Raw genomic sequence first — 25,203 nt, forward strand, 5'->3', positions numbered from 1 at the left:
GGTGGTTCAGTGGCATCCTTCCATCATGGCAATCGAGCATAACCCCAGATCCGATAGAAAGCTGTTAGGCGCCCCACCGTTTATTTTAAGTGTGAGCTTTGCATTGCTGATCCTGCTCGGCACTGGCTTACTTATGCTGCCGATAGCGACCGAATCCCCTATCACTTGGCTACAAAGCCTGTTCACGGCTACCTCAGCGGTCACAGTGACAGGGCTGGTCGTTGTCGACACTGGGACGGTATTTACCTCCTTCGGGCAAATCGTCATCGCCCTGTTAATCCAACTCGGCGGGCTTGGGTTGATGACCTTTGCCATAGTCACTCTTATTGCCCTTGGCGGTAGGATTGGCTTTCTACAGCAAACCGTTGCAAAAGAGGCTTTTAATCAAACCGATACTTCAACATTAGTCTCGACCGCCAAAGCCGTATTGCTGTTTTCATTGCTGGTAGAAGCCGTGGGCATGCTGATTTTATCTGTCTATTGGAGCGGTGAACTGGGTTGGCAAACCAGTATATTCCACGGTTTTTTCTATACCATTAGCGCCTTTAATAACGCAGGTTTTGCCCTCAGTGCCGACAGCCTAATGCCCTATGTGGCCGATCCCGTCATTAACCTCACCATCACAGCTTTATTTATCATTGGCGGTTTAGGGTTTTCGGTGTGGATAGATCTCAAGCGCAACAAACGTTGGTCAAAACTCAGCGTTTACAGCCGCATGATGATCACAGGCACTATCATAATCAACACCGTGGCCGTGATTGCGATATATCTGATTGAGTACAACAACCCCAACACCTTGGCGCCCTTAAGCGAACTCGGCAAATGGCTAGCCTCATGGTTTCAAGCCGTTACGCCGCGCACCGCTGGCTTTAATACACTAGCCATAGACAAACTCGAAGACGGCACAACGCCACTTATGCTGGTATTGATGTTTATCGGTGGCGGCTCATTAAGCACCGCCAGCGGTATTAAAGTCGTCACTTTTATGGTGCTGATTTTGGCAACCTATGGCTACTTACGCCGCGATGAAGCCGTTTATGTGTTTAAGCGTGAGATCCCCAAAGAGACCATTAGCAAGGCCCTAGCGCTCACCATGATCTCCATCGGCGTCACTTGGCTGGCCATCTTCGCACTGGTATTAAGTGAAAAAGCACCGCTAATCGATATAGTCTTTGAGGCCGTATCGGCACTGGGCACAGTTGGCTTATCCCGCGGTTTAACCGGCAATTTATCGAGTGCAGGCCAAGCCATCATCATCTTTATGATGTTTATGGGACGACTAGGCCCACTGATGCTGGCCTACTTCCTCGCCAACCCAAGGGTGAAAAAACTGCGTTACGCAGAAACCAAACTGGCGATTGGTTAAGTTAGTATTCTTGACATCAAGGACCTAGAAAGCCAAAAATGGGTGAAGAGTCCAAGAGATCCTAAGTCATAGGACATATCGCGTTGTTAGAATAAAACCGCTGTTTTTTGAAAAAAAGGAAATAAAAAGCCACTTGACTAGTGGCTTATTTCGACATTTAAATATGTTAATCAACCTTAGTACAAGATCTATAGGAAGACTTAAAAACCATCACAATCAGACAGTTGCAGCTAGTCACACGCTTTGACGTTACTTAGGCTTGTATATGTTAAATACTCTTCAGAAACTAATGGGCTAAATCCCTTAGGCCATCTAGTAACGAACTCACATAACACTCTAAATTGACTTGGCGCATCCTGATTTACTTTCACAACTCTCAAAGAGTGGGAGCTCAGCTTCGGATCTTCGAGAAGAGCTCGGATATCGCAATTGAAATATTTAGGGCAGTAGCCAACGGGAACATTATCTTTAGTAGCGACTAAAATAGCTTTGCAATCATGTAAGTTTGTATCCTCATAAACTAACGTTAGCTCTTCTCCTTCTTCTAACTTTTTAACACGATCCGCACCTTCTGCAGTCAAGTATCTTACGCCACTAATGAAAAAACGAATTTTGTATAGACCACTTAGAGTAACCTCTGGTTCGGGAATAATACGAAACTCATCCGTTTTTCTTGCGCCACCAGAAACACCAAGTAAATCAAGTTCATCATAGCCTTGAGCATGAATATCTGACCATTCCAACATCATTTTAAATTCTGGTCTATTTGTAGGAATGAGACGGTTGGTGAAGAAAGAAAACATTGACGCTGAATGATAGACTTTTGCTAAATCATCCATTCGAGGGAATGCTATAAAATTTTTATTGTTTGCGCCTTTGGTGTAATAGAAACGATACCCATCTTCTGAACGAGTAAGCTTAGCTACAGGATGCCACATTCCATCCTCGCTATCTTTCCAAATGACAAACACACTTTTCATGAAATAGTTCCCTTATCCTCTTAAATTTTTCTATATAAACAATTCTTTATTCTGCAATATACGGTTTTTATTAGCAATTAATATACCCATACAAAACTCTTTTTCAATGCTTCCCATCATTGCCTCTGGAACGCCATTTACAATTAAAAACATTGAATCCTGATCGAATGTTTCAAGCCTTGTTAACCACTCCATAGTTGCCTTTTTCCTGTATTGCCCAAAGCTCAAAAAGGCTGCAAGAGTTTTTAGCCGCTCATTTCCACTATAAAAGTGAGACTTACTTCTGCTGACATAAGCTGAAATCTGTCGGCCCTCATCCTTACTAGCCAAAATTTCGCGCATTTTTTCAATAGATTCATTTCTTCCAAGACTAGCGGCATGGTCAAAGGACGGTGCAAGGAAACTCTTGCTACCATCTGTAATCATCGCCCAGTTCTCGTTATGGCGATCTTGATTAGAAATCAAAGTGTCTAATAGCAAGTAACCAATAAATACGTCAAAAGCCGACTTTATATTATCGGTAGGGACCCACTCTTTGGGAGGGTTTACAACTAGTCGAGCCAAAATTACCGCTACACGATCAATTTTTTGTGAACGCTGTCCAATCTCTAAAGGGATATTAATTCTATTCGCTACATGCTCAATCAGCTGATTACCAAAAAACATATTATCTCCGGTATCGGTGAATTTCTTACTTCGAATTCCTCTTTTACCTTGATAGTTTGCTAGATCATAATGAGCATGTGGAATACCTAAAGCTTCAGCAATACCACAAGCAATTTTTTCAGCCCAGTCCTCACCTTTTCTTTCTATGGGGTTTCCTTGACGATCTTCGGTATGAATGGACTTAAAGAGAAACTCTTCTCCCGTTTGTGAGTCGGTATACCAAAATTTTGATTTGGTCCCCATCTGCTCAAAACCATCAATATCTTGATCAGAAATATCAATAATTGAGTAATTTGCCAACTTTATACGTCCCTGAATAAGTTCTAGCCATGATGAAATATAGCATTACTCAGAATTTCGAATACCATTTAAGTTTCCAAGCAAATATTTACACTTCAAGAGCCAAAAAAGACAAATACCACTTTAGAATAGTTACTTTAACATAATCTAGTTGCTCAAAGTTGATCCAACTACAAACGTAAAGATAATAAACCAGAGTCTCTAAACCGCTCTTCCTGCGGCGACACCGGATGCCCAGGCCCATTGAAAATTAAACCCGCCTAACCAACCACTTACGTCCATGACTTCACCGATAAAGTAAAGTCCTGCGACTTTGCTGGCTTCCATGGTTTTGGAGGACAGTTCATTAGTATCCACACCGCCGAGGGTCACTTCGGCGGTGCGATAGCCTTCGGTGCCATTCATTAATACTGTCCAGCGGTGGAGATCGTCGGCCAGCTTGGCGCGCTCGGCGTGAACTAGCTGATTTAACGCTTTATTCAACAGGGCTTCATCAAATAATACTTCCACCAGCCGCTTAGGTAACCACTGGCTTAAGGTGTTACGCAGGCTCTGTTTGGGATGTGCGGCCAGTTGTTGCTCTAGTGCCTGCGCCAAATCCATATTCGGCAATAGATTGATTTCTATGGTTTCGCCCGCTTTCCAATAGTTGGAAATCTGCAAAATGGCGGGGCCGGATAAACCTCTGTGAGTGAATAGCAACGCTTCGCTAAAAGTGGTGCCATCTTTGGCGGTAATGCGGCTCGGCACTGCGATGCCCGACAAAGGCTCGAATCGAATTTTATCTTCGCTGTGCCATGTAAACGGCACTAGCCCTGCGTGGGTTGGCAATACTTTGAGGCCAAACTGCTCGGCCAGTTGATAGCCGTAAGGTGTGGCGCCCAGCTTGGGCATAGATAAGCCGCCGGTAGCGATAACCAAGGAATCACAACTTAACTCACCGTTAGAAGTATTGAGCTCAAAACGCCCAGCTTCGGTCTTTTTAACGGCCAGAATATCGGTGCGCAGCTTAATCGTCACGCCCGCCCATTCACATTCGGTCAGCAGCATAGTGACTATTTCTTTGGCCGAATCATTACAGAACAGTTGGCCATGGTCGCGCTCGTGGTATTCAATACCGTGGCGCTCGACCAGCTCAATAAACTGCTGCGACGGATAACGCGCGAGTGCCGACTTAACAAAGTGGGGATTACCACAGAGGAAGTTAGCGGGCTCGACTTTGAGGTTAGTAAAGTTACAACGCCCGCCGCCACTGATGAGGATTTTACGCCCGGCTTGCTTGGCATTATCGAGTACCAGCACATCACGACCTCGGTAACCTGCGGTCGCTGCACACATCAATCCCGCGGCGCCGGCTCCGATAATAATGACATCATGATGTTTCACGCTCTTACTCCACACAGATAAATTGATTGGTATTGGCTGCCAACGGGCAATTTGATGACTCGCGAACCTTTAGCAAGCAAGTCATACAACAGCTAAACGGAGCAAGGATAAGCTCAAACGCTAGGCATAAAAAAGGGCGCTATTTTAGCACCCTTTGTTTTATTCAGCAGCACGGCGCGCAGTTTATTGCGCTGGCGTTTCTGATTTCTTTTCTCTGCTGAGCAACTCTTTAGCGGCATCGACCGGCGCTTTACCTTGATACAAGACTTGGTAGATTTGCTCAGTGATTGGCATTTCCACCCCAAGGCGTTTCGCAAGGGTAAAGACTTCTTTAGTATTGCGATAACCTTCAACCACTTGGCCGATTTCGGCCTGTGCGGTATCTACATCGCAACCTTTACCTAAGGCTAAACCGAAACGGCGATTACGGGATTGGTTGTCGGTGCAAGTCAACACTAGGTCGCCTAACCCCGCCATTCCCATAAAGGTAGCAGCATTGGCACCTAAGGCTTCGCCTAAACGCGTCAATTCGACTAAACCACGGGTGATTAAGGCCGTTCTGGCATTGGCACCAAAGCCGATACCGTCGGACATGCCCGCGCCAATGGCGATGACGTTCTTTACCGCGCCGCCCAGTTGCAAACCCGTAAAGTCGTCATTGGCGTAAACCCGTAGACGTTTAGGGCTGTGTAACAGCTCGACAAGATCGTTGGTGAACTGTGGACAAGTGCCCGCGACCGAAATGGCCGTAGGTAAACCCATGGCTAATTCTTTCGCGAAGGTCGGCCCAGATAACACCGCCAGCGGATATTGCTCACCTAATACATCACGGGCGACATCTTGCAGTAGACGCCCTGTTTCAGGCTCGAGCCCCTTGGTTGCCCAGACGATGCGCGCATCGCTACGCAGCAAAGGTTTAGCTTGCTCAAGCACAGTACCAAACACATGGCTTGGCACCACCACTAACACATTGTTACTGGCGGCTAAGGCTTTGGCTAAATCGGCTTCGATCTGTAAACAATCCGGGAACGCAATACCAGGCAAAAATGCTTGGTTGCACTTATCTTGCGCAAGCGTTTGCATGTGGACAGGATCGTGTCCCCATAACAAGGTCTTATGACCATTGCTGGCTAAAGAGATGGCAAGGGCGGTGCCATATGAGCCCGCCCCTAATACCGTGATGTCGGCAGAGTTTTTCATGTAATTAAGCGTTTGCTTCTTCGGCTGCGGGTGCAGTTGCAGCGGCTTGACGTTGTTGCACGTATTGGGCAAACAGCGCATCGAAGTTCACTGGAGCGAGGTTCAGTTGTGGGAAAGTACCACGACCAACTAAGCTACCCACTGCTTCACGGGCATATGGGAACAGGATGTTAGGGCAATATGCGCCTAATGAATGTGCCAGTTGTGGCTCAGTTAAACCAGCGATAGAGAAGATACCCGCTTGTTGTACTTCACATAGGAAAGCGGTATCGCCACCGTTTTGTGCAGTCACAGTCAGAGACAGTACGACTTCGTATACGTCATCGGCTAATTTAGCGCTGCGCGTGTCTAAATCTAACTTCACTTCTGGATTCCATTCTTTTTGGAATACCGCTGGGCTGTTAGGCGTTTCAAAAGAAACATCTTTAGTGTAAACACGTTGAATGTTGAATTGTGGGGCTTGTTGTTCGTTGTTTGCTACTTCAGCCATAATTTCCTACCTATCCTATCAATGTTGTGCCAGCTTTTCGTTGAAGGCTGACTTATATGTCTATTTAGCTCGGGCTTTGGGGTTAGAGGCCTGTATCAACCCAGTGCCATCCCAATATTTAACCCTAGAGTGTTTCTTTCTAACGAGTCTAAAAACTTAATCTAAGCCCTTAGCGACCGCAGGATCAGTATGCCAAACAATGATGACTCTATTGCTGCATCGTCAAGAAGACTGTTGCAGTACAAATCATAACTGCCGCCGACAACTTATCTTTTGCTTTTTGAAACAGGCATATTCGCTGCCTGCCATTCACCCATACCACCTTTTAAGTTATACAGATTCTCAAAACCCTGTTTGCTTAAAAGCTGAGCCGCTTGAGACGAGGTCATGCCAGCATTGCATACAAGTATAATGGGACTGGCTTTAAACTTTTCAAGGGCTGAAGTCTGATTATTTTTGATATCCGCGAGTGTAACGTTAAGCGCATCAACAATGTGACCCTTACGGAACTCGTCGCTCGAACGCACATCAACCACTTTTGCGTCCTGTCTGTTCACCATAATGGTTAATTCTTGGTGAGTAATATTTTTGATTTTAGAGAGGCTCGATTTGATCACGCTGATCACAAGCACAATAAATAATCCCACCCAAGCCAGACTTAACATAGAGTGAGCTTTAAAAAATTCGATATATTCTTGCATAATTACAGCCCGTATAAATGGCGAAAATTCGATAAGGGCACAGAGTATACCCATTGCCTTGGCAGATTGCAGCAGTTTAGTCACAGTTCGAGAACACAGTTTAAGCCCAGCCGTATGGACGTTCTCTCTACACTCACATAATCCGCTGAATTAGTGATTCGATAACCTTAATCTAGGTAAAGCGCTTTTTCGTACCCCGCTTACGTAGTAATATTTGACCAATTTCAGATTTCTATCGCTTCTTTAAAACTTAAAGGTAACACCATGACGACAACTAAACGTCCAATCGCGTTGTTGATCCTCGATGGCTGGGGCTACCGTGAAAATACGCATATGAATGCCATTTTCCACGCTAAGACTCCAGTACTCGACCGCCTCAATGACCAATACGCCCACGGTTTGATTTCAGGTTCTGGTTTAGATGTAGGTTTGCCCGATGGCCAGATGGGTAACTCTGAAGTAGGCCACATCAATCTAGGCTCCGGCCGTATCGTGTATCAAGAACTCACTCGTATCAGTAAAGCGATTAGCGACCATGAGTTTGAGAAAAACCCAGCCCTATGTGATGCAGTAGACTCGGCGATTAAAGCCAATGGCGCAGTGCACATTATGGGCCTGCTTTCTCCCGGCGGTGTTCACAGCCATGAAGAGCATATCGAAGCAATGTGCCGTATGGCCGTGGCTCGCGGTGCAACCAAAGTATATTTACACGCCTTTTTAGACGGCCGCGATACTCCACCCCGTAGTGCTAAAGGCAGCTTAAGCCATTTTGATGATCTGTTTACTACATTAGGCCATGGCCGCGTCGCTTCGATTATCGGCCGTTACTTCGCGATGGACAGGGATAATCGTTGGGACCGCGTATCGCAAGCCTACGACCTTATCACCCAGGGCAAGGCTAAGTTCCAATATGACAATGCGGTAACCGCACTAGAAGCCGCCTATGCCCGCGATGAGAACGACGAGTTTGTGTCTTCATCGGCAATCACAGATGCAGACGGTCAAGTTGCGACCTTGCAGGATGGCGATGCACTGATATTTATGAACTTCCGCGCTGACCGCGCCCGCCAGATCACCCGCAGCTTTATCAACCCTGACTTTGACGGTTTCGAACGTGCTGTCGTGCCGAAAATGCACTTTGTCACCCTGACAGAATATGCGGCAGATATTAAGGCACCTATTGCCTATCCATCTGAAAATTTAGTGAATACTCTAGGTGAAGTACTGCAGAAACAAGGTCGCACTCAACTGCGGATCTCTGAAACTGAAAAGTACGCCCATGTGACTTTCTTCTTCAACGGCGGTAAGGAAGAGCCATTCGAGGGCGAAGACCGAATTTTAATTCAATCACCTAAAGTGGCGACTTACGATCTACAACCTGAGATGAGTTCAACCGAACTGACCGACAAACTCGTGGCCGCGATTGAATCCACCAAGTACGATGTGATCATCTGTAACTACCCCAATGGCGATATGGTTGGCCACACGGGTAATTTCGATGCCGCCGTTAAAGCCTGTGAGGCTGTCGATGCCTGTATCGGCCGCGTGGTTGAAGCGCTGGCTAAAGTCGGTGGTGAATGTATTATTACCGCTGACCACGGCAACGCAGAACAAATGACCGACGAAACCACAGGCCAAGCCCATACGGCCCACACCAGTGAACTCGTGCCCTTTTTGTTTGTAGGCCGAGATGCAAACATAGATGCCGGTGGCAAACTGAGCGATATCGCGCCAACCATTCTGCATCTACTGGGCGAAGCCATTCCCGCAGAGATGACGGGTAAGCCATTAATCCACATTAAAGAGTAATTGTTACCTAGTGAGCACTCGACTCCTTGTTAAAGCCAGCATTCTTGCTGGCTTTATGATGTTATCTTTTTCGGCTAACGCTTCTGATCTGCAGAAGCGTCAGTCCGAGTTGAAATCAATCCAAGCGCAAATAAATAAACAACAAAGCGCGCTTAAAAACACCAGTAAGCAACGGGAAAAATTACTCTCATTGCTGCGAAGCGATGAAGAGGCGATTGCGGCTGCCGCCAAAAAAGTCAACACCACCAAAAACAGCCTAGGGCAAATAGACACTAAACTTGCCGAGCTTAAACAGCGGCAAGAAGAGTTGGAAGTACTTAAGGTAAGCCAGCAAAAAACGCTCTCAAAACAACTTTCTAGCGCCTATTTAGCGGGTAATCACGATTACACTAAGATGATGCTCAACCAGCAAAGCCCCGCCACCATTGAGCGCATGCTGGCTTATTATCAATATCTAAACAAAGCCCGGATGAAATCAATCAATGAATTAAAACAGACGCTTACCGAGCTTGATGAAATTAAAGCCTCACAAACCAGCAAGCAACAACAACTCACTAAGCTGATTGCCGAGCAACAAGTGCAATCTAAGCGCTTAAGCCAAGAACAAAACCAACGTCAACAGACCCTTAAAGAACTGCAGCGCACACTCAACACTAAAGGTGCTGAACTCGAACAACTGCAAATTGAGGAGGCGAGCTTAAAACGGGTTGTCGAACAGGCTCTACGGGCAATGAAAGACAATCCTTCAATGGAAGGTTTTGGTAAGCAAAGCGGCAAGCTTAAATGGCCGACTAAGGGTCGTGTGAGTACTAGCTTTGGTAGCCAACGTTCCGGTCAAGTAGTGTGGAAAGGCACTATGTTGTCTGCACCTGAAGGGCAAAATATTCGAGCCGTTTCAGGTGGTAAAGTCATTTATGCCGACTGGTTACGCGGTTTTGGTCTTGTGATGGTCATAGATCACGGCAAAGGTTATATGAGTCTTTACGGTCACGCTCAAACCCTACTAAAAAGCCCTGGTGATATGGTAAAAAGCGGTGAAGCGATTGCTTTAGTCGGACGTTCGGGTGGACAGACCGAGCCTGGCCTATACTTTGAAATAAGGTATAAGGGGCAAGCCGTCGATCCAGCCAAGTACTGTCGCTAATCAGTACTGTCGCTAACATGGCCGTCCCCGCAGCAACAGGGGACGGCCATGAAACATCTAATACGCAATATCGTCTGCCTTGGACTCGGCCTAAGCTTAGGCCTGTCCATTAGCCTCTCCAGTCAAGAACACGCCAAGTCATATCAAAGCGACTTCGATTACCCACTATTACAGGATGTGCTTGAAACGGTCGAAACCTACTATGTTAAAACCGTCTCTAAGGATGAGTTAGTCCAAGCCGCCATCAAGGGGATTTTTGAACATTTAGACCCCTACTCTAGCTTTTTAAACCATCAAGATTTGCTTGATCTAAAAGACGCCAATCGAGGGGAATATTTTGGTTTTGGCTTTGAGGTCGCCAGCGATAAAGATCGGATCAGCGTTATCGCTCCCTTTGCAAACTCCCCCGCAGAACAGGCTGGCATCCAAGCCGGTGACACTATTATCAAGCTGAATAATAAGCCTGCCACAAAAACCAACCTTGCGGATATTCTCAATGAAATCAAACAGTATAGTTTGAAAAAACAGAGCATCAGCCTCACACTAAAACACCACAATGACAGCGCCGAGTTTGAGGTGTCACTCACCCCAAGCACCATCACGATCCACTCGGTTTCGAGTAATTTACTGCAAGGTAATATCGGCTATATCAGACTCAGCAGTTTTCAAGAAAACTCCACCGCAGAGATGATCCGCTCGCTTAACCAATGGCAAACCATCCCCCTAAGTGGGCTTATTCTCGACCTACGGAATAATCCCGGTGGGTTACTCGATCAAGCCATCAAAATTGCCGATCTCTTCCTCGCCAAGGGACGCATTGTTTCGACTAGTGGGCGGTTTTTCGATGCCAATTCAGACTATTACGCTTCACCACAAACCATACTCACCAATGTGCCTATGTTAGTGCTAATCAACAAAGGCTCGGCTTCGGCGTCCGAAGTGCTCGCCGCCGCATTGCAGGATAACGGCCGCGCAAAACTCTTAGGTGAAACCAGCTTTGGTAAAGGCACAGTCCAAAGCCTAATCCCCATCCTCAACGACGGTAACGCGATTAAGCTGACCATAGCTCAATACAACACCCCCAAAGGAGAAAACATCCACGATATTGGTATCGAGCCCGATATTAAAATTACCAATCCAACTGGCTCCAATGAAGAGAATATGGCTATAATCGATGCCCTATCAGCACGTGAAGATGTAACCCAAGACCATATAGTCACTTCGGCAATTGCTTGGATACAACACCATGACTAATAAGCAGAAACAGTGCGCCTATTCTACTCTTTGGCCTTCTTAGCCCTCTACATTACCCCGTGTTATGCAGCACAACTTGCGCTGATTATTGATGACATAGGTTACCGTCACACCGATGAAGCAGTGCTCACCCTGCCTAGCACTGTGACCTTATCCGTTTTGCCGCACACACCACTTAGCAAACAACTAGCAAAAGCGGGGCATGCAAAAGGCCATGAGATCATGCTTCATCTCCCCATGGAGGCGCTAAACGGTAAAGCATTAGGCCCAGGTGGTTTAACAAGCACGATGAATGAAGCGCAAATCCGCACCAAAGTGCTAGATGCAATCGCGAGTGTTCCCTTTGCTAAGGGCATGAATAATCATATGGGGAGTTTACTGACTCAACTGGATGAGCCTATGCTCTGGGTCATGGAGAGTTTAAAACAGAAGCAACTGTATTTTGTCGACAGCATGACAACCCAGTTTACACGGGCGAGGGATAAAGCGGAGCTGCTTGGCGTCCCAACATTAAAACGCCAACTCTTTCTCGATAATAATCTGAGTGAATCGGCCCTAGAAAAACAATTTAATCTCATGGTAGAACAAGCGCACATTCAAGGAAATCTTGTTGCAATCGCCCATCCGCATCCTGAAACGATCAGTTTCTTAAGGGCTAATCTAGCGCGTCTCAAGGCTGAAGGAATCGAGTTGGTACCTACATCGAAGCTACTCCCTATCGACTTAGTCCATAGGGAACCTACTAATCCAACTGTAAGACTGAAATAGACATATCCGGCAGCAAAGCCAACAGTTCATTGCGATTACTGACTATATCCTGCAGGCTATATTGATCGAGCACATTTAAATAAGCGGCAACCGCCTGGGCTAATACGCCCTTCAACTGACACGCAGGACTAAATCGACAGTAAGGTTTACTGCAATCTATCGGTGCCAAAGAGTTTTCTAGTGCTCTCACCAATAGACCAAGGTTAATCTCACTCGCAGGCTTACCTAAGCGAAAACCGCCCATCTTACCGCGAATGGTTTCGAGATAACCCAGCTTTCCTAAATGGTGCACAATTTTAGACACATGATTTGGCGACAAATCAAATACCTGGGTTATTTCAGCAATCCGAAATAATGTTGTTCTATCCGGCTGAACAGCCAAATACATGAGCGTGCGAACACCAAAATCGGTATAGCGTGTTAACTGCATAGTTCACCTGTCAGCGAAAAACTCAATGAGACGTTTGAGATTCCAGATTGCTAATCAACCAAAGCGCCTCTTCATTTGAATGACCACATACATCCTCAGATGCATCAAAATCACTACAAACAGCGGGACGATCCGGCGAGCCAAAAATCAAACACAAATTATCGTCGCTCAACTGTACACAGCGTTCACCCGCGGCTTTGCCCTTTGGCATTCCAGGTATTTCGCTGCTAATTGATGGTGCGATACAGCAAGCACCACACCCAAGACGACAATTCATTTTTATTGCTCAAAAAAATACTATGGGGATTATACAGTTTAATCCATCCAAAATCAGCGCCAAGGGTCAATACTGCCAAGTCGCGCACAAGTGCTCTTGAATGGATCAAAGAAATAGCATCAATGGATATGGACAAACTTTTCAAAAGTTGGACGGGACGGCCGCGACGATTGAAATAGCTAAATTCCAGATACGAAAAAGCCCTAACATTACTGTTAGGGCTTATCGAAATGTTGGCGGGTGAAATATCGCGCAGCGATGAGCTCATGAACGAGAGGCATGGATGCCGAGCTGGGCTATTAAGCAGGGATGCTGTTGGACGGGACTCGAACCCGTGTGCCTTCGGCACGCGTGATAGGCCGCTTTCTGTTTATAAAGAGTCTAACCAACTGAACTACCGCTCCTTCAGCTTTGTTTGGTACAACGAAAAAAGCCTCTGCATTGCTGCAGAGGCTTTCGTCTTAATGTTGGCGGAGCGGACGGGACTCGAACCCGCGACCCCCGGCGTGACAGGCCGGTATTCTAACCAACTGAACTACCGCTCCTTTAGAATAACGTTTACACGTTAACCTAAATTAGGCGCTTGGCGATGACCTACTCTCACATGGGGAGACCCCACACTACCATCGGCGCGATTGCGTTTCACTTCTGAGTTCGGGATGGGATCAGGTGGGACCACAATGCTATTGTCACCAAGCAAATTCGTTTTAAACAAGACTCGAGAGCGCACTGCGTGCTGCTAGATTCTAGGAACTAAAATCTGCTCTTATCTTATTTAATAATTCGGAAAGCTGTTTGTTTTTTGAGTCAACACTTCATTAAGTGCATATATTCTGTCTAAGTTCGCTTAGCAAAACCCATCTGGGTTGTATGGTTAAGCCTCTCGAGTCATTAGTACATGTTAGCTCAACGCCTCACAACGCTTACACACCATGCCTATCAACGTCCTAGTCTCGAACGGCTCTTTAGAGGTCTTATAGACCTAGGGATGACTCATCTTGGGGCTCGCTTCCCGCTTAGATGCTTTCAGCGGTTATCGATTCCGAACGTAGCTACCGGGCAATGCCATTGGCATGACAACCCGAACACCAGCGGTTCGTTCACTCCGGTCCTCTCGTACTAGGAGCAACTCCCCTCAATCATCCAACGCCCACGGCAGATAGGGACCGAACTGTCTCACGACGTTCTGAACCCAGCTCGCGTACCACTTTAAATGGCGAACAGCCATACCCTTGGGACCGACTTCAGCCCCAGGATGTGATGAGCCGACATCGAGGTGCCAAACACCGCCGTCGATATGAACTCTTGGGCGGTATCAGCCTGTTATCCCCGGAGTACCTTTTATCCGTTGAGCGATGGCCCTTCCATTCAGAACCACCGGATCACTATGACCTACTTTCGTACCTGCTCGACGTGTCTGTCTCGCAGTTAAGCTGGCTTATGCCATTGCACTAACCGTACGATGTCCGACCGTACTTAGCCAACCTTCGTGCTCCTCCGTTACTCTTTGGGAGGAGACCGCCCCAGTCAAACTACCCACCAGGCACTGTCCCTAACCCCGATTAGGGGTCTAGGTTAGAACATCAAAACTACAAGGGTGGTATTTCAAGGACGACTCCACGAGAACTAGCGTTCCCGCTTCAAAGTCTCCCACCTATCCTACACATGTAGGTTCAATGTTCAGTGCCAAGCTATAGTAAAGGTTCACGGGGTCTTTCCGTCTAGCCGCGGGTATACGGCATCTTCACCGCAATTTCAACTTCACTGAGTCTCGGCTGGAGACAGCGTGGCCATCATTACGCCATTCGTGCAGGTCGGAACTTACCCGACAAGGAATTTCGCTACCTTAGGACCGTTATAGTTACGGCCGCCGTTTACCGGGGCTTCGATCATGAGCTTCTCTTGCGATAACCCAATCAATTAACCTTCCGGCACCGGGCAGGCGTCACACCGTATACTTCCTCTTGCGAGTTTGCACAGTGCTGTGTTTTTGATAAACAGTTGCAGCCACCTGGTATCTGCGACTCCCGTCAGCTTAGAGAGCAAGTCTCATCACCAACAAGAGCGTACCTTCTCCCGAAGTTACGGTACCATTTTGCCTAGTTCCTTCAGCCGAGTTCTCTCAAGCGCCTTGGTATTCTCTACCCGACCACCTGTGTCGGTTTGGGGTACGATTCCCGCTAACCTGAAGCTTAGAAGATTTTCCTGGAAGCATGGCATCAACTACTTCAGTCCCGTAGGACCTCGTCATCAGCTCTCGGCCTTAAGATTTCCCGGATTTGCCTAAGAAATCAGCCTACCACCTTAAACGCGGACTACCAACGCCGCGCTAGCCTAGCCTTCTCCGTCTCTCCATCGCAGTTAGCGGAAGTACAGAAATATTAATCTGTTTCCCATCGATTACGCCTTTCGGCCTCACCTTAGGGGTCGACTCACCCTGCCCCGATTAACGTTGGACAGGAACCCTTGGTCTTTCGGCGAGGGGGTTTTTCACCCCCTTTATCGTTACTCATGTCAGCATTCGCACTTCTGATACCTCCAGCGTGGGTTACCCCTTCACCTTCATCGGCTTACAGAACGCTCCTCTACCGCGCAACCCTAATGGGCTGCACCCGTAGCTTCGGTGGTATGTTTAGCCCCGTTACATCTTCCGCGCAGGCCGACTCGACTAGTGAGCTATTACGCTTTCTTTAAATGATGGCTGCTTCTAAGCCAACATCCTAGCTGTCTAAGCCTTCCCACATCGTTTCCCACTTAACATACACTTTGGGACCTTAGCTGACGGTCTGGGTTGTTTCCCTTTTGACGACGGACGTTAGCACCCGCCGTCTGTCTCCCGAGTAGTACTCATTGGTATTCGGAGTTTGCAAAGGGTTGGTAAGTCGGGATGACCCCCTAGCCTTAACAGTGCTCTACCCCCAATGGTATTCGCTCGAGGCGCTACCTAAATAGCTTTCGAGGAGAACCAGATATCTCCCGGTTTGATTGGCCTTTCACCCCCAGCCACAAGTCATCCGCTAATTTTTCAACATTAGTCGGTTCGGTCCTCCAGTTGATGTTACTCAACCTTCAACCTGCCCATGGCTAGATCACCGGGTTTCGGGTCTACACCTTGCAACTCAACGCGCAGTTAACACTCGGTTTCCCTACGGCTCCGCTATTCGCTTAACCTTGCTACAAAATGTAAGTCGCTGACCCATTATACAAAAGGTACGCAGTCACGGTCTCAAGAACCGCTCCCACTGCTTGTACGTATACGGTTTCAGGTTCTATTTCACTCCCCTCACAGGGGTTCTTTTCGCCTTTCCCTCACGGTACTGGTTCACTATCGGTCAGTCAGGAGTATTTAGCCTTGGAGGATGGTCCCCCCATATTCAAACAGGATGTCACGTGTCCCGCCTTACTCGTTTTCATCAATGGTTAGTTTTCGTGTACGGGGCTATCACCCTGTGCCGCTGCGCTTCCCAACGCATTCCACTAACACCCCACTGACTTAAGGGCTAATCCCCGTTCGCTCGCCGCTACTAGGGGAATCTCGGTTGATTTCTTTTCCTAAGGGTACTTAGATGTTTCAGTTCCCCTCGTTCGCCTCATGTAGCTATGTATTCACCACATGATGACCGCTTATGCGGCCGGGTTCCCCCATTCGGACATCGTTAGCTCAAATGCTTGTTACTAGCTCGCCAACGCTTTTCGCAAGTTACTACGTCCTTCATCGCCTCTGACTGCCAAGGCATCCACCGTATACGCTTAGTCGCTTAACCATACAACCCAAATGAGTTTCACATCACTTGAGTCGTTGCGACCAGCTGGTTTTACTTGTCTCACTTCTGACCAAAGAAGTGGACGCGCCTTAGACTTGAATATTCAAGACACTTAATAAAGTGTTTGAGAACTCAATGTTCAATGCTTTCGCATTAAACTTTTTTCGTATCAACACAACGACAGACATCATTGTGTTTAATACTATCAGCTTTCCAAATTGTTAAAGAACAAGCATCGTCGTTAAGACGTGCCACTCGCTCTACAAGAACAAGTTATCTGTGTGAACACTCAAAAACACGGATGTTTTTGTGTCGACTCGGCACGGATGCCATGTTGTCGACCCAACAAGCGTAAGTTAGTCGTATAGGTAAGGAGGTGATCCAGCCCCAGGTTCCCCTAGGGCTACCTTGTTACGACTTCACCCCAGTCATGAACCACAAAGTGGTGAGCGCCCCCCCGAAGGTTAAGCTACCCACTTCTTTTGCAGCCCACTCCCATGGTGTGACGGGCGGTGTGTACAAGGCCCGGGAACGTATTCACCGTGGCATTCTGATCCACGATTACTAGCGATTCCGACTTCATGGAGTCGAGTTGCAGACTCCAATCCGGACTACGACGAGCTTTGTGAGATTAGCTCCACCTCGCGGCTTTGCAACCCTCTGTACTCGCCATTGTAGCACGTGTGTAGCCCTACTCGTAAGGGCCATGATGACTTGACGTCGTCCCCACCTTCCTCCGGTTTATCACCGGCAGTCTCCCTAGAGTTCCCACCATTACGTGCTGGCAAATAAGGATAGGGGTTGCGCTCGTTGCGGGACTTAACCCAACATTTCACAACACGAGCTGACGACAGCCATGCAGCACCTGTCTCACGGTTCCCGAAGGCACAACCGCATCTCTGCAGTCTTCCGTGGATGTCAAGAGTAGGTAAGGTTCTTCGCGTTGCATCGAATTAAACCACATGCTCCACCGCTTGTGCGGGCCCCCGTCAATTCATTTGAGTTTTAACCTTGCGGCCGTACTCCCCAGGCGGTCTACTTAATGCGTTAGCTTGAGAGCCCAGTGTTCAAGACACCAAACTCCGAGTAGACATCGTTTACGGCGTGGACTACCAGGGTATCTAATCCTGTTTGCTCCCCACGCTTTCGTGCATGAGCGTCAGTCTTTGTCCAGGGGGCCGCCTTCGCCACCGGTATTCCTCCAGATCTCTACGCATTTCACCGCTACACCTGGAATTCTACCCCCCTCTACAAGACTCTAGTTCGCCAGTTCGAAATGCTATTCCTAGGTTGAGCCCAGGGCTTTCACATCTCGCTTAACAAACCGCCTGCGCACGCTTTACGCCCAGTAATTCCGATTAACGCTCGGACCCTCCGTATTACCGCGGCTGCTGGCACGGAGTTAGCCGGTCCTTCTTCTGTAGGTAACGTCACAGCTACAGTTTATTAAACTGCAACCTTTCCTCCCTACTGAAAGTGCTTTACAACCCGAAGGCCTTCTTCACACACGCGGCATGGCTGCATCAGGGTTTCCCCCATTGTGCAATATTCCCCACTGCTGCCTCCCGTAGGAGTCTGGGCCGTGTCTCAGTCCCAGTGTGGCTGATCATCCTCTCAGAACAGCTAGGGATCGTCGCCTTGGTGAGCCATTACCTCACCAACTAGCTAATCCCACCTAGGTTCATCCAATCGCGGAAGGCCCGAAGGTCCCCTCCTTTCCCCCGTAGGGCGTATGCGGTATTAGCAGTCGTTTCCAACTGTTATCCCCCTCGACTGGGCAGATCCCTAGGCATTACTCACCCGTCCGCCGCTCGCCACCTCAGGAGTAAACTCCCTTGTGCTGCCGCTCGACTTGCATGTGTTAGGCCTGCCGCCAGCGTTCAATCTGAGCCATGATCAAACTCTTCAATTAAAGTTTTGTTGCTTCCGTCTTGCGACTTCAGCGGCTCAATGAATTCTGATTTTTTTGTTACTGCTTTCACAGCAACAAACTGTACATATTGCTATGAACACTCTTCATCATTGATTTAATTCTTTGACTGCCAACCCTAAGGCTAAGCAGTTTCGATTAACTCAACACCTGTGAGTGTCCACACAGATTTCTTGTTTTATCTTGTTAAAGAGCAACTCAATATTCGTAAGAGAACTTGAGTACCACACTGAGCGCCGAACGCTTCCAGTTGGCTAGGGCTGACTTCTCGTCAACTCAGGGTCGTGCATTTTACGCATTTCCCGTTTCGCGTCAAGGAGTTTTTGCAAACTTTCTTTTCGCTCATCAATCAGTAAACTCATCGATGAACTGTCACATCAGCTGCTTAACGCTGTCTACCGTGTCAGTGGATGCGCATTATAGGGAGATTGAGAAAGTCCGCAAGGGCTTTTTATTGGAAACTTGCGATTTGTGATTCAGACGCTTACTTATCAAACAATACGAATAAAAAAGGGACTAAATAGCCCCTTTATCATCTTAAATCCCCACATCAGTGACTCGCTATCACTTAGCAGATCAGTAAATCCTGCTTATTATGGGCTGAAGAAACGTGATTCTTGCTCAACTTCTATTTCTTCACCATCTATATGGGTTTTCACTTTTATCTCAATATTTGTCACTGAGCGACTAAGCTCTACCGGATCAACCCCAACGCTGATTGGTAATGTCAGGACTTCGCCACCAGCAATGGTCACTGAAGTAGGGCCATACCACTTATAGTTGTTTAGGCCTTCGACACTCATAGTGTATTCATGGGCTTCTTCAGTTTTATTAAGAATCTTCAAGGTAAATGTGTTTTCAATCATCCCTTGATTGTTTTCTCTATATAGCTGGTTACGATCACGAATAATATCCATCCGAACTGGCGCTATCGTCGCGCTGGCATAGATGAAGACCAATATCATAGCGACCAATACCACACCGTATCCCACTAGTTTGGGTCGGAGTACTTTCTCTTTAACACCTTCAAGTTTATTTTCTGTGGTGTAACTGATAAGGCCTAATGGATATCCCATACGCTCCATCGTTTGGTCACAGGCATCGATACAGGCGCCGCAGTTGATACATTCATACTGCAAACCATTACGAATATCGATTCCGGTCGGGCATACCTGAACACAGAGATCACAATCAATACAATCACCTAAACCCATTTCTTTAGGGTCGGCTTTGCGGGAACGTGGGCCCCGAGTCTCACCGCGCTTAGTGTCATAGCCCACAATATAGGTGTTTTTATCAAACATTGCCGCTTGGAAACGAGCATAGGGGCACATATGGATGCACATAATTTCACGCATCCATCCCGCATTACCGTAAGTAGCGAAGGTAAAGAACACCACCCAGAAGTAGATCCCACCCGAAGCATTTAATGTAAATACATCAACATAGACTTCTCTGCTTGGCACAAAATACGACACAAAGGTCATAGCCGTGAGGAGTGAGAGCAAAATCCATGCTGTATGCTTTGCCGCTTTTCGCCAAATTTTATCGAAGCTCCAGGGCATTTGATCTAACTTAATGCGTTTATTGCGGGCACCTTCGAGTTTTTCCTCGAACCAAATGAACATAAAGGTCCATACTGTTTGAGGGCATGTGTAACCACACCAAACACGGCCAAGATAGGTTGTCACAAAAAATAGAGCAAAAGCAGCTATCATAAAGAGTGCTGCGAGTAAGGTAAGATCTTGTGGCCAGATAGTTAAACCAAAAACGTGAAACTTCTGTTCACCTAAATTAAACCATACGGCTTGTCGGTTTCCCCATGGGATCCAAGGCAGTATAAGAAAGAACAACATTGCGACCCACCCCATGCGGCGGCGTAAAGTGCTCCATAATCCGTCGATGGCTCGAACATAAATCCGGTTGCGAGGGTTAAAGCGATCGGCTTTACTCGCATCGGGTTGGTGAATCTTAATTCGATTGGTCTTCGAATAGTCCTTGTTATTAGATTCTGCGTTCATCGTTACAGCCTTTTACTGCTTTAATATTGGACGAAAACTGGCTTATTATACCCATATAATTAATGGTTATTCACTTATGTTGGACTAAAAGATGAAAGGTTGGATCATATTAGCGCTACTTTGTGGTGCATTATATTACTTATATACAGAAACCGACAAACTGGATGCACCTATAGCCAAGACTGAAGAGGTAATCAAAAAAGTAGAGAACAAGCTCGACTCTATGACGGGCACTAACATCATTAAAATTGATCAAAAATTAGCAAAGGCTAGAAAAGATATCGTTGAACGCCTATCCGCCCCCGAACTTGAAGAATTTAACAAACTTCCGTTAACGCCAGACGCTATCGCTGACTTTAAAGAAATCTATTGCGGCGCTAAATCACCGGAACACCCAGTTTTCAGCCGGGACAATCGGCTTTATATTTGCGATAACCTCTAATCACTTTCCTCGGGGTAAAAGGGAATTTTGCCATATAACACTAAGCTTTGTACTTAGGTGATTGACCTTATATATGATTCCACCTAGCCTTTGAGACCCGACAGACATAGGCCGAGTACCATGACCCAACAAGTATCAGACATTTTTGATCCCACTTTATGGGATGAAGTCAGTGGATTTAATTTTGACGACATCACCTACCACAGAGCCAAAGCCCACGGCACAGTGCGTATTGCCATCAATCGCCCCGAATGTCTTAACGCCTTTAGGCCCAAAACCGTCGATGAGCTTTACATTGCACTCGACCATGCACGCCAATGGTCCGATGTAGGTTGTGTATTACTCACAGGCAATGGCCCCTCGGCTAAAGGTCAATATTCCTTTTCCTCCGGTGGCGATCAACGTATCCGCGGCAAAGATGGCTATAAATACGAAGGCGCCGAAGAAGGTAAAGCCGATCTCGCGAGAATGGGACGCCTACACATATTAGAAGTGCAACGTCTGATCCGCTTTATGCCTAAAGTCGTTATCGCCGTTGTGCCTGGCTGGGCCGTTGGCGGCGGCCATAGTCTACACGTAGTGTGCGATTTGACCTTAGCCTCGAAAGAACACGCCATATTTAAGCAGACCGATCCCGATGTTGCGAGCTTCGACTCAGGTTATGGCAGCGCATATTTAGCCAAGATGATCGGCCAAAAACGCGCCCGCGAAATCTTCTTCTGCGGTTTTAACTACAGCGCCGATGAAGCATTTGCCATGGGAATGGTCAATAAGTCCGTCCCCCATGCTGAGCTAGAAACTGAAGCATTAATGTGGGCCAAAGAGATTAACTCTAAATCACCTACGGCTATGCGGATGCTTAAATACGGCTTTAACATGACCGACGATGGCATGGTCGGCCAGCAACTTTTTGCCGGGGAAGCGACGCGTTTAGCCTATGCCAGCGCCGAAGCACAGGAAGGGCGCGATGCCTTCCTCGAAAAGCGCGATCAAGATTTTTCAGCCTTCCCTTGGCATTACTAGTTTTAGAATCGCATTAATTTACGTTTAAATGCTCAAAGCCCTCCATCGTGAGGGCTTTATGTTTTTTACCACGGATAAATAGATAAAAGCGTTTAAACTAATCTGAAAACATGGCTTTTAATTTTAATGAGAATTGTTATCATCTGAGTATTCCCGCTGGGAGCCCATTTAGAGGACAAGATCATGACCAAGACACTGACTTTTGCCGTATTACACTTTAGCGTCGCTTTTACCGTTACCTATTTATTAACCGGCAGTGTTCTCGTCGGTGGCGCTGTGGCCTTAGTTGAACCCGCCATCAACACTGTGGTGTTTTACTTCCACGATAAAGTATGGAAACGCATTGAGACAAAAAAGCAGCACGAGCTAGAGGCCGTTCCAGCATAACAAGCTAAGCCACCAGCATTCTACTTTGCAGTAAGTTAGTCGTCGTTTATGGTGAACTCTATATAAAAAAACCGCCAACAAAGGCGGTTTCTTATTTAAATACTCTTATTTATTCTACAGTTACAGACTTTGCCAAGTTCCGTGGTTGATCCACGTCGGTGCCTTTGATTAATGCAACATGGTACGACAATAGCTGTAAAGGAATAGTGTAGATCAGTGGCGCCATAAAGATGTCACAGTGTGGCACTGGGATTACCTTCATGGTGTCATCCGACTCAAACTCGGCATCCACATCGGCAAACACATACATTAGACCGCCACGGGCACGCACTTCTTCAACATTCGATTTGAGTTTTTCGAGCAATTCATTGTTTGGCGCAACGACGATCACTGGCATATCGGCATCAATAAGCGCCAGTGGGCCGTGTTTTAATTCGCCAGAGGCATAGGCTTCGGCATGAATATAAGAAATCTCTTTCAGCTTTAACGCACCTTCCATCGCAATCGGGTATTGATCGCCACGGCCAAGGAATAACGCATGGTGTTTATCGGCAAAATCTTCCGCCAGTTCGGCAATCGCAGCATCTAAGCCTAAAGCTTGTTCCACTTTAGCTGGCATAGATTGTAGGCTTTGAGTGATTTGGGCCTGCATTTGATCAGACATGCCATTGTGACGACCGATCACCGCAGTCAGCATTAGCAAGCCAGCAAGCTGTACTGTGAAGGCTTTAGTGGATGCCACGCCAATTTCGGCGCCCGCTTTCATCATGTAAGCCATGTCTGATTCGCGTACCAGTGATGAACCTGGCGCATTACAAATCGTCAATGTGGCTTTGTAACCCATTTCCTTCGCTAAGCGCATGGCCGCTAAGGTATCGGCGGTTTCACCAGACTGTGAAATAGTGACTAGCAGACTATTTGGGAATAAGTGCGACTTGCGATAACGGAATTCAGAGGCGATTTCGACGTTACAAGACACGCCCGCCCAATCTTCTAACCAATAACGCGCCGCCATGCCCGCATGGTAACTAGTACCACAGGCGATGATTTGTACGTGTTTGATATCTTTTAAGAAATCAGCTGCTTTTTCACCAAAAGCCGTGTCTAACACTTGCTTATTGGCGATACGACCTTCGATGGTGCGCGTCAGTGCCAATGGCTGCTCGTAAATCTCTTTCAGCATATAGTGGCGATATTCGCCTTTGTCACCGGCATCGTGGGTGATTTCAGATTCTTTAATTTCACGCTCAACGGCATTACCGTTTAAGTCGAAAATGCTGACGCTGCGACGAGTTACTTCGGCTACATCACCTTCTTCTAAGAAGGCGAATGAGCGAGTCACAGGTAAGAGTGCCAGTTGGTCTGAGGCGACAAAGTTTTCACCTAGGCCATAACCAATCACCAAGGGACTACCTGAGCGAGCCACTACCATACGTTCACTATCACGACGGTCGATAACCACTGTGCCATAGGCACCTTCGAGTTGTTTCACTGTCGCTTGAACGGCACCAAGCAAAGTGTTGTGGCTTTTCAGCTCATGGTGCACTAAGTGACAAATCACTTCAGTGTCGGTATCAGAATTAAACTGATAGCCCAAACCTTTAAGCATTTCGCGCAGTTTATGGTGGTTTTCGATAATACCGTTGTGCACTACCGCAATATCGCCTTCCGATAAATGCGGGTGAGCATTACGTTCACTCGGTTCACCGTGGGTTGCCCAACGAGTGTGCGCAATACCGGTTCCGCCCGCTAATGGCGATTCATTTAATGCTGTGGTTAATTCTTGTACTTTACCCACGCGGCGCGTGCGACTCAGTTCACCATTGTGAATAACGGCAACGCCTGCGGAGTCATATCCGCGATATTCTAAGCGGCGTAAGCCTTCTACCAGAATTTCAGCCACATCCCTTTGCGCCACGGCGCCTACGATTCCACACATAGTCTTTACCTATAAATTAAAATGAAGTTGTTAAGCTATTTTGTCTAATGAGCATAGGGCGCTAGCATGACTCGCACGCCCTGATCTGAAATTTGTTTGAGCGCACTCTCGTCGATACGTGAGTCGGTAACCAGCACACTGACCTTGGCCCACGGTAACTCTAAGTTAGGGATCCGCTTACCAATTTTGTCTGAATCGACCATAACGATCACTTCGCGGGACACTTCGGCCATCACTTTGCTTAGGCCGGTTAACTCGTTAAAAGTCGTGGTGCCACGTTCGAGATCGATACCATCGGCACCGATAAACAGTTGGTCGAAGTTATAGGAGCGCAACACTTGCTCGGCGACTTGGCCTTGAAAGGATTCAGAATGCGGATCCCAAGTGCCACCGGTCATCAATAAGGTTGGCTCGTTTTCGAGTTCATGGATGGCATTGGCAAGGTGCAGGGCATTGGTCATCACCACCAGCCCACGCTTATCGTTTAGCTGTTCAATCAAGCCTGAGGTCGTCGTGCCGCTATCAATAATGATGCGATTGTGATCTTTAATCAGCTGGGCCGCAGTTTTGGCAATCGACAATTTATTGGGGGCTATTTTGGCAGAAAACTGTTGGGTCACTTCATCGGGGATCGCCACGGCGCCACCGTAACGGCGCAATAGCAGGCCCGTTTTCTCAAGCGCGGCGAGATCCTTGCGAATAGTCACTTCTGAGGTTTCAAAACGTAACGACAGTTCATCAACGCTCACTTCACCCTGCTCGTTCAATATGGTGATTATGCTGTGGCGACGCTGCTGTGTGTTTCGTTTGTTCATAAAACCTTTCAGATAAGTTTCGTTTCGAAAGATGCATTATAGTGAAACGAAACTTTTTTGCTAGTCATACTAAACACACTTTTGCATGATCCTGCGTAATTTTTTATCCTT

At 47.2% G+C, this 25,203-nt stretch carries 19 protein-coding genes, 2 tRNA genes and 3 rRNA genes; 8 read left to right on the forward strand and 16 right to left on the reverse strand.

Going from position 1 to position 25,203, the window contains the following annotated elements:
- The first annotated feature begins 1 nt into the window (after position 1).
- The gene (locus tag JFT56_RS19620; RefSeq protein ID WP_198783655.1) at positions 2–1,366 is read left to right on the forward strand and encodes a TrkH family potassium uptake protein; all 1,365 of its coding nucleotides are present in this window, start codon (positions 2–4) and stop codon (positions 1,364–1,366) included.
- Positions 1,367–1,596: 230 nt separating this feature from the next.
- Here the strand turns inward: JFT56_RS19620 and JFT56_RS19625 are convergent, their stop codons facing one another.
- The 6 genes from JFT56_RS19625 to JFT56_RS19650 form a co-directional block, all read right to left on the reverse strand.
- A complete protein-coding gene (locus tag JFT56_RS19625; RefSeq protein ID WP_168826829.1) occupies positions 1,597–2,346 on the reverse strand; it encodes an HIRAN domain-containing protein in 750 nt (249 codons plus the stop codon).
- A 30-nt stretch (positions 2,347–2,376) separates the two neighbouring features.
- Complete coding sequence (locus JFT56_RS19630; RefSeq protein ID WP_198781660.1) at positions 2,377–3,312, reverse strand: HipA domain-containing protein; 936 nt, start codon at positions 3,310–3,312, stop codon at positions 2,377–2,379.
- A gap of 201 nt (positions 3,313–3,513) precedes the next feature.
- Positions 3,514–4,698 carry an NAD(P)/FAD-dependent oxidoreductase gene (locus tag JFT56_RS19635; RefSeq protein WP_198781662.1) on the reverse strand — a complete coding sequence of 395 codons (1,185 nt, stop codon included), beginning with the start codon at positions 4,696–4,698 and terminating at the stop codon, positions 3,514–3,516.
- 183 nt (positions 4,699–4,881) lie between these two features.
- Complete coding sequence (gene gpsA, locus JFT56_RS19640; RefSeq protein ID WP_007644009.1) at positions 4,882–5,898, reverse strand: NAD(P)H-dependent glycerol-3-phosphate dehydrogenase; 1,017 nt, start codon at positions 5,896–5,898, stop codon at positions 4,882–4,884.
- A gap of 4 nt (positions 5,899–5,902) precedes the next feature.
- A complete protein-coding gene (gene secB, locus JFT56_RS19645; RefSeq protein ID WP_198781664.1) occupies positions 5,903–6,388 on the reverse strand; it encodes a protein-export chaperone SecB in 486 nt (161 codons plus the stop codon).
- Between the two features lie 266 nt (positions 6,389–6,654).
- Positions 6,655–7,089, reverse strand: coding sequence for a rhodanese-like domain-containing protein (locus tag JFT56_RS19650; RefSeq protein WP_198783656.1), 435 nt, complete (start codon positions 7,087–7,089; stop codon positions 6,655–6,657).
- 264 nt (positions 7,090–7,353) lie between these two features.
- On the opposite strand from JFT56_RS19650, the gene gpmM reads away from it, so the two are divergent.
- Genes gpmM through JFT56_RS19670 form a run of 4 tightly spaced genes read left to right on the forward strand, consistent with a single transcriptional unit; the run spans position 7,354 to position 12,064 of the window.
- On the forward strand, positions 7,354–8,898 hold the full coding sequence (gene gpmM, locus JFT56_RS19655) for a 2,3-bisphosphoglycerate-independent phosphoglycerate mutase (protein WP_198781666.1): 1,545 nt from the start codon (positions 7,354–7,356) through the stop codon (positions 8,896–8,898).
- A 10-nt stretch (positions 8,899–8,908) separates the two neighbouring features.
- Positions 8,909–10,042 carry a murein hydrolase activator EnvC family protein gene (locus tag JFT56_RS19660; RefSeq protein WP_198781668.1) on the forward strand — a complete coding sequence of 378 codons (1,134 nt, stop codon included), beginning with the start codon at positions 8,909–8,911 and terminating at the stop codon, positions 10,040–10,042.
- Between the two features lie 48 nt (positions 10,043–10,090).
- Positions 10,091–11,296, forward strand: a complete 1,206-nt coding sequence (locus tag JFT56_RS19665; protein ID WP_198781670.1) for a S41 family peptidase — start codon at positions 10,091–10,093, stop codon at positions 11,294–11,296.
- A gap of 12 nt (positions 11,297–11,308) precedes the next feature.
- On the forward strand, positions 11,309–12,064 hold the full coding sequence (locus JFT56_RS19670) for a divergent polysaccharide deacetylase family protein (RefSeq protein ID WP_198781672.1): 756 nt from the start codon (positions 11,309–11,311) through the stop codon (positions 12,062–12,064).
- On the opposite strand, the gene JFT56_RS19675 is transcribed toward JFT56_RS19670, so the two are convergent.
- The 8 genes from JFT56_RS19675 to ccoG all read right to left on the reverse strand — a co-directional run bounded on the left by JFT56_RS19675 (position 12,039) and on the right by ccoG (position 20,486).
- Positions 12,039–12,494, reverse strand: a complete 456-nt coding sequence (locus tag JFT56_RS19675; protein WP_198781674.1) for an Rrf2 family transcriptional regulator — start codon at positions 12,492–12,494, stop codon at positions 12,039–12,041. The two genes, JFT56_RS19670 and JFT56_RS19675, sit on opposite strands and share 26 nt — an antisense overlap.
- 22 nt (positions 12,495–12,516) lie before the next feature.
- A complete protein-coding gene (locus JFT56_RS19680) occupies positions 12,517–12,771 on the reverse strand; it encodes a YkgJ family cysteine cluster protein (RefSeq protein WP_198781676.1) in 255 nt (84 codons plus the stop codon).
- A gap of 313 nt (positions 12,772–13,084) precedes the next feature.
- Positions 13,085–13,170, reverse strand: a tRNA-OTHER gene (locus JFT56_RS19685).
- Positions 13,171–13,239: 69 nt separating this feature from the next.
- Positions 13,240–13,316: transfer RNA gene (locus JFT56_RS19690), tRNA-Asp, on the reverse strand.
- A 36-nt stretch (positions 13,317–13,352) separates the two neighbouring features.
- Positions 13,353–13,468 (reverse strand): 5S ribosomal RNA (gene rrf, locus JFT56_RS19695).
- Positions 13,469–13,641: 173 nt separating this feature from the next.
- Positions 13,642–16,535 (reverse strand): 23S ribosomal RNA (locus JFT56_RS19700).
- Between the two features lie 369 nt (positions 16,536–16,904).
- A 16S ribosomal RNA gene (locus tag JFT56_RS19705) occupies positions 16,905–18,447 on the reverse strand.
- Together the 16S, 23S and 5S rRNA genes with 2 tRNA genes alongside form the textbook arrangement of a ribosomal RNA operon.
- 611 nt (positions 18,448–19,058) lie before the next feature.
- A complete protein-coding gene (gene ccoG / locus JFT56_RS19710; RefSeq protein ID WP_198781678.1) occupies positions 19,059–20,486 on the reverse strand; it encodes a cytochrome c oxidase accessory protein CcoG in 1,428 nt (475 codons plus the stop codon).
- A gap of 91 nt (positions 20,487–20,577) precedes the next feature.
- On the opposite strand from ccoG, the gene JFT56_RS19715 reads away from it, so the two are divergent.
- From JFT56_RS19715 to JFT56_RS19725, 3 genes are all read left to right on the forward strand, one after another.
- Positions 20,578–20,928: a hypothetical protein gene (locus JFT56_RS19715; RefSeq protein ID WP_198781680.1), complete on the forward strand. Its 351-nt coding sequence runs from the start codon at positions 20,578–20,580 to the stop codon at positions 20,926–20,928.
- A gap of 120 nt (positions 20,929–21,048) precedes the next feature.
- Positions 21,049–21,951, forward strand: coding sequence for a 1,4-dihydroxy-2-naphthoyl-CoA synthase (locus JFT56_RS19720; protein WP_007652282.1), 903 nt, complete (start codon positions 21,049–21,051; stop codon positions 21,949–21,951).
- 183 nt (positions 21,952–22,134) lie between these two features.
- On the forward strand, positions 22,135–22,338 hold the full coding sequence (locus JFT56_RS19725) for a DUF2061 domain-containing protein (protein ID WP_198781682.1): 204 nt from the start codon (positions 22,135–22,137) through the stop codon (positions 22,336–22,338).
- 109 nt (positions 22,339–22,447) lie between these two features.
- On the opposite strand, the gene glmS is transcribed toward JFT56_RS19725, so the two are convergent.
- A complete protein-coding gene (glmS, locus tag JFT56_RS19730; RefSeq protein WP_198781683.1) occupies positions 22,448–24,277 on the reverse strand; it encodes a glutamine--fructose-6-phosphate transaminase (isomerizing) in 1,830 nt (609 codons plus the stop codon).
- A gap of 44 nt (positions 24,278–24,321) precedes the next feature.
- A complete protein-coding gene (locus tag JFT56_RS19735; protein WP_007652285.1) occupies positions 24,322–25,092 on the reverse strand; it encodes a DeoR/GlpR family DNA-binding transcription regulator in 771 nt (256 codons plus the stop codon).
- Positions 25,093–25,203: the final 111 nt, after the last annotated feature.

Source organism: Shewanella putrefaciens, from assembly GCF_016406305.1.
Taxonomy (GTDB): domain Bacteria; phylum Pseudomonadota; class Gammaproteobacteria; order Enterobacterales; family Shewanellaceae; genus Shewanella; species Shewanella putrefaciens_C.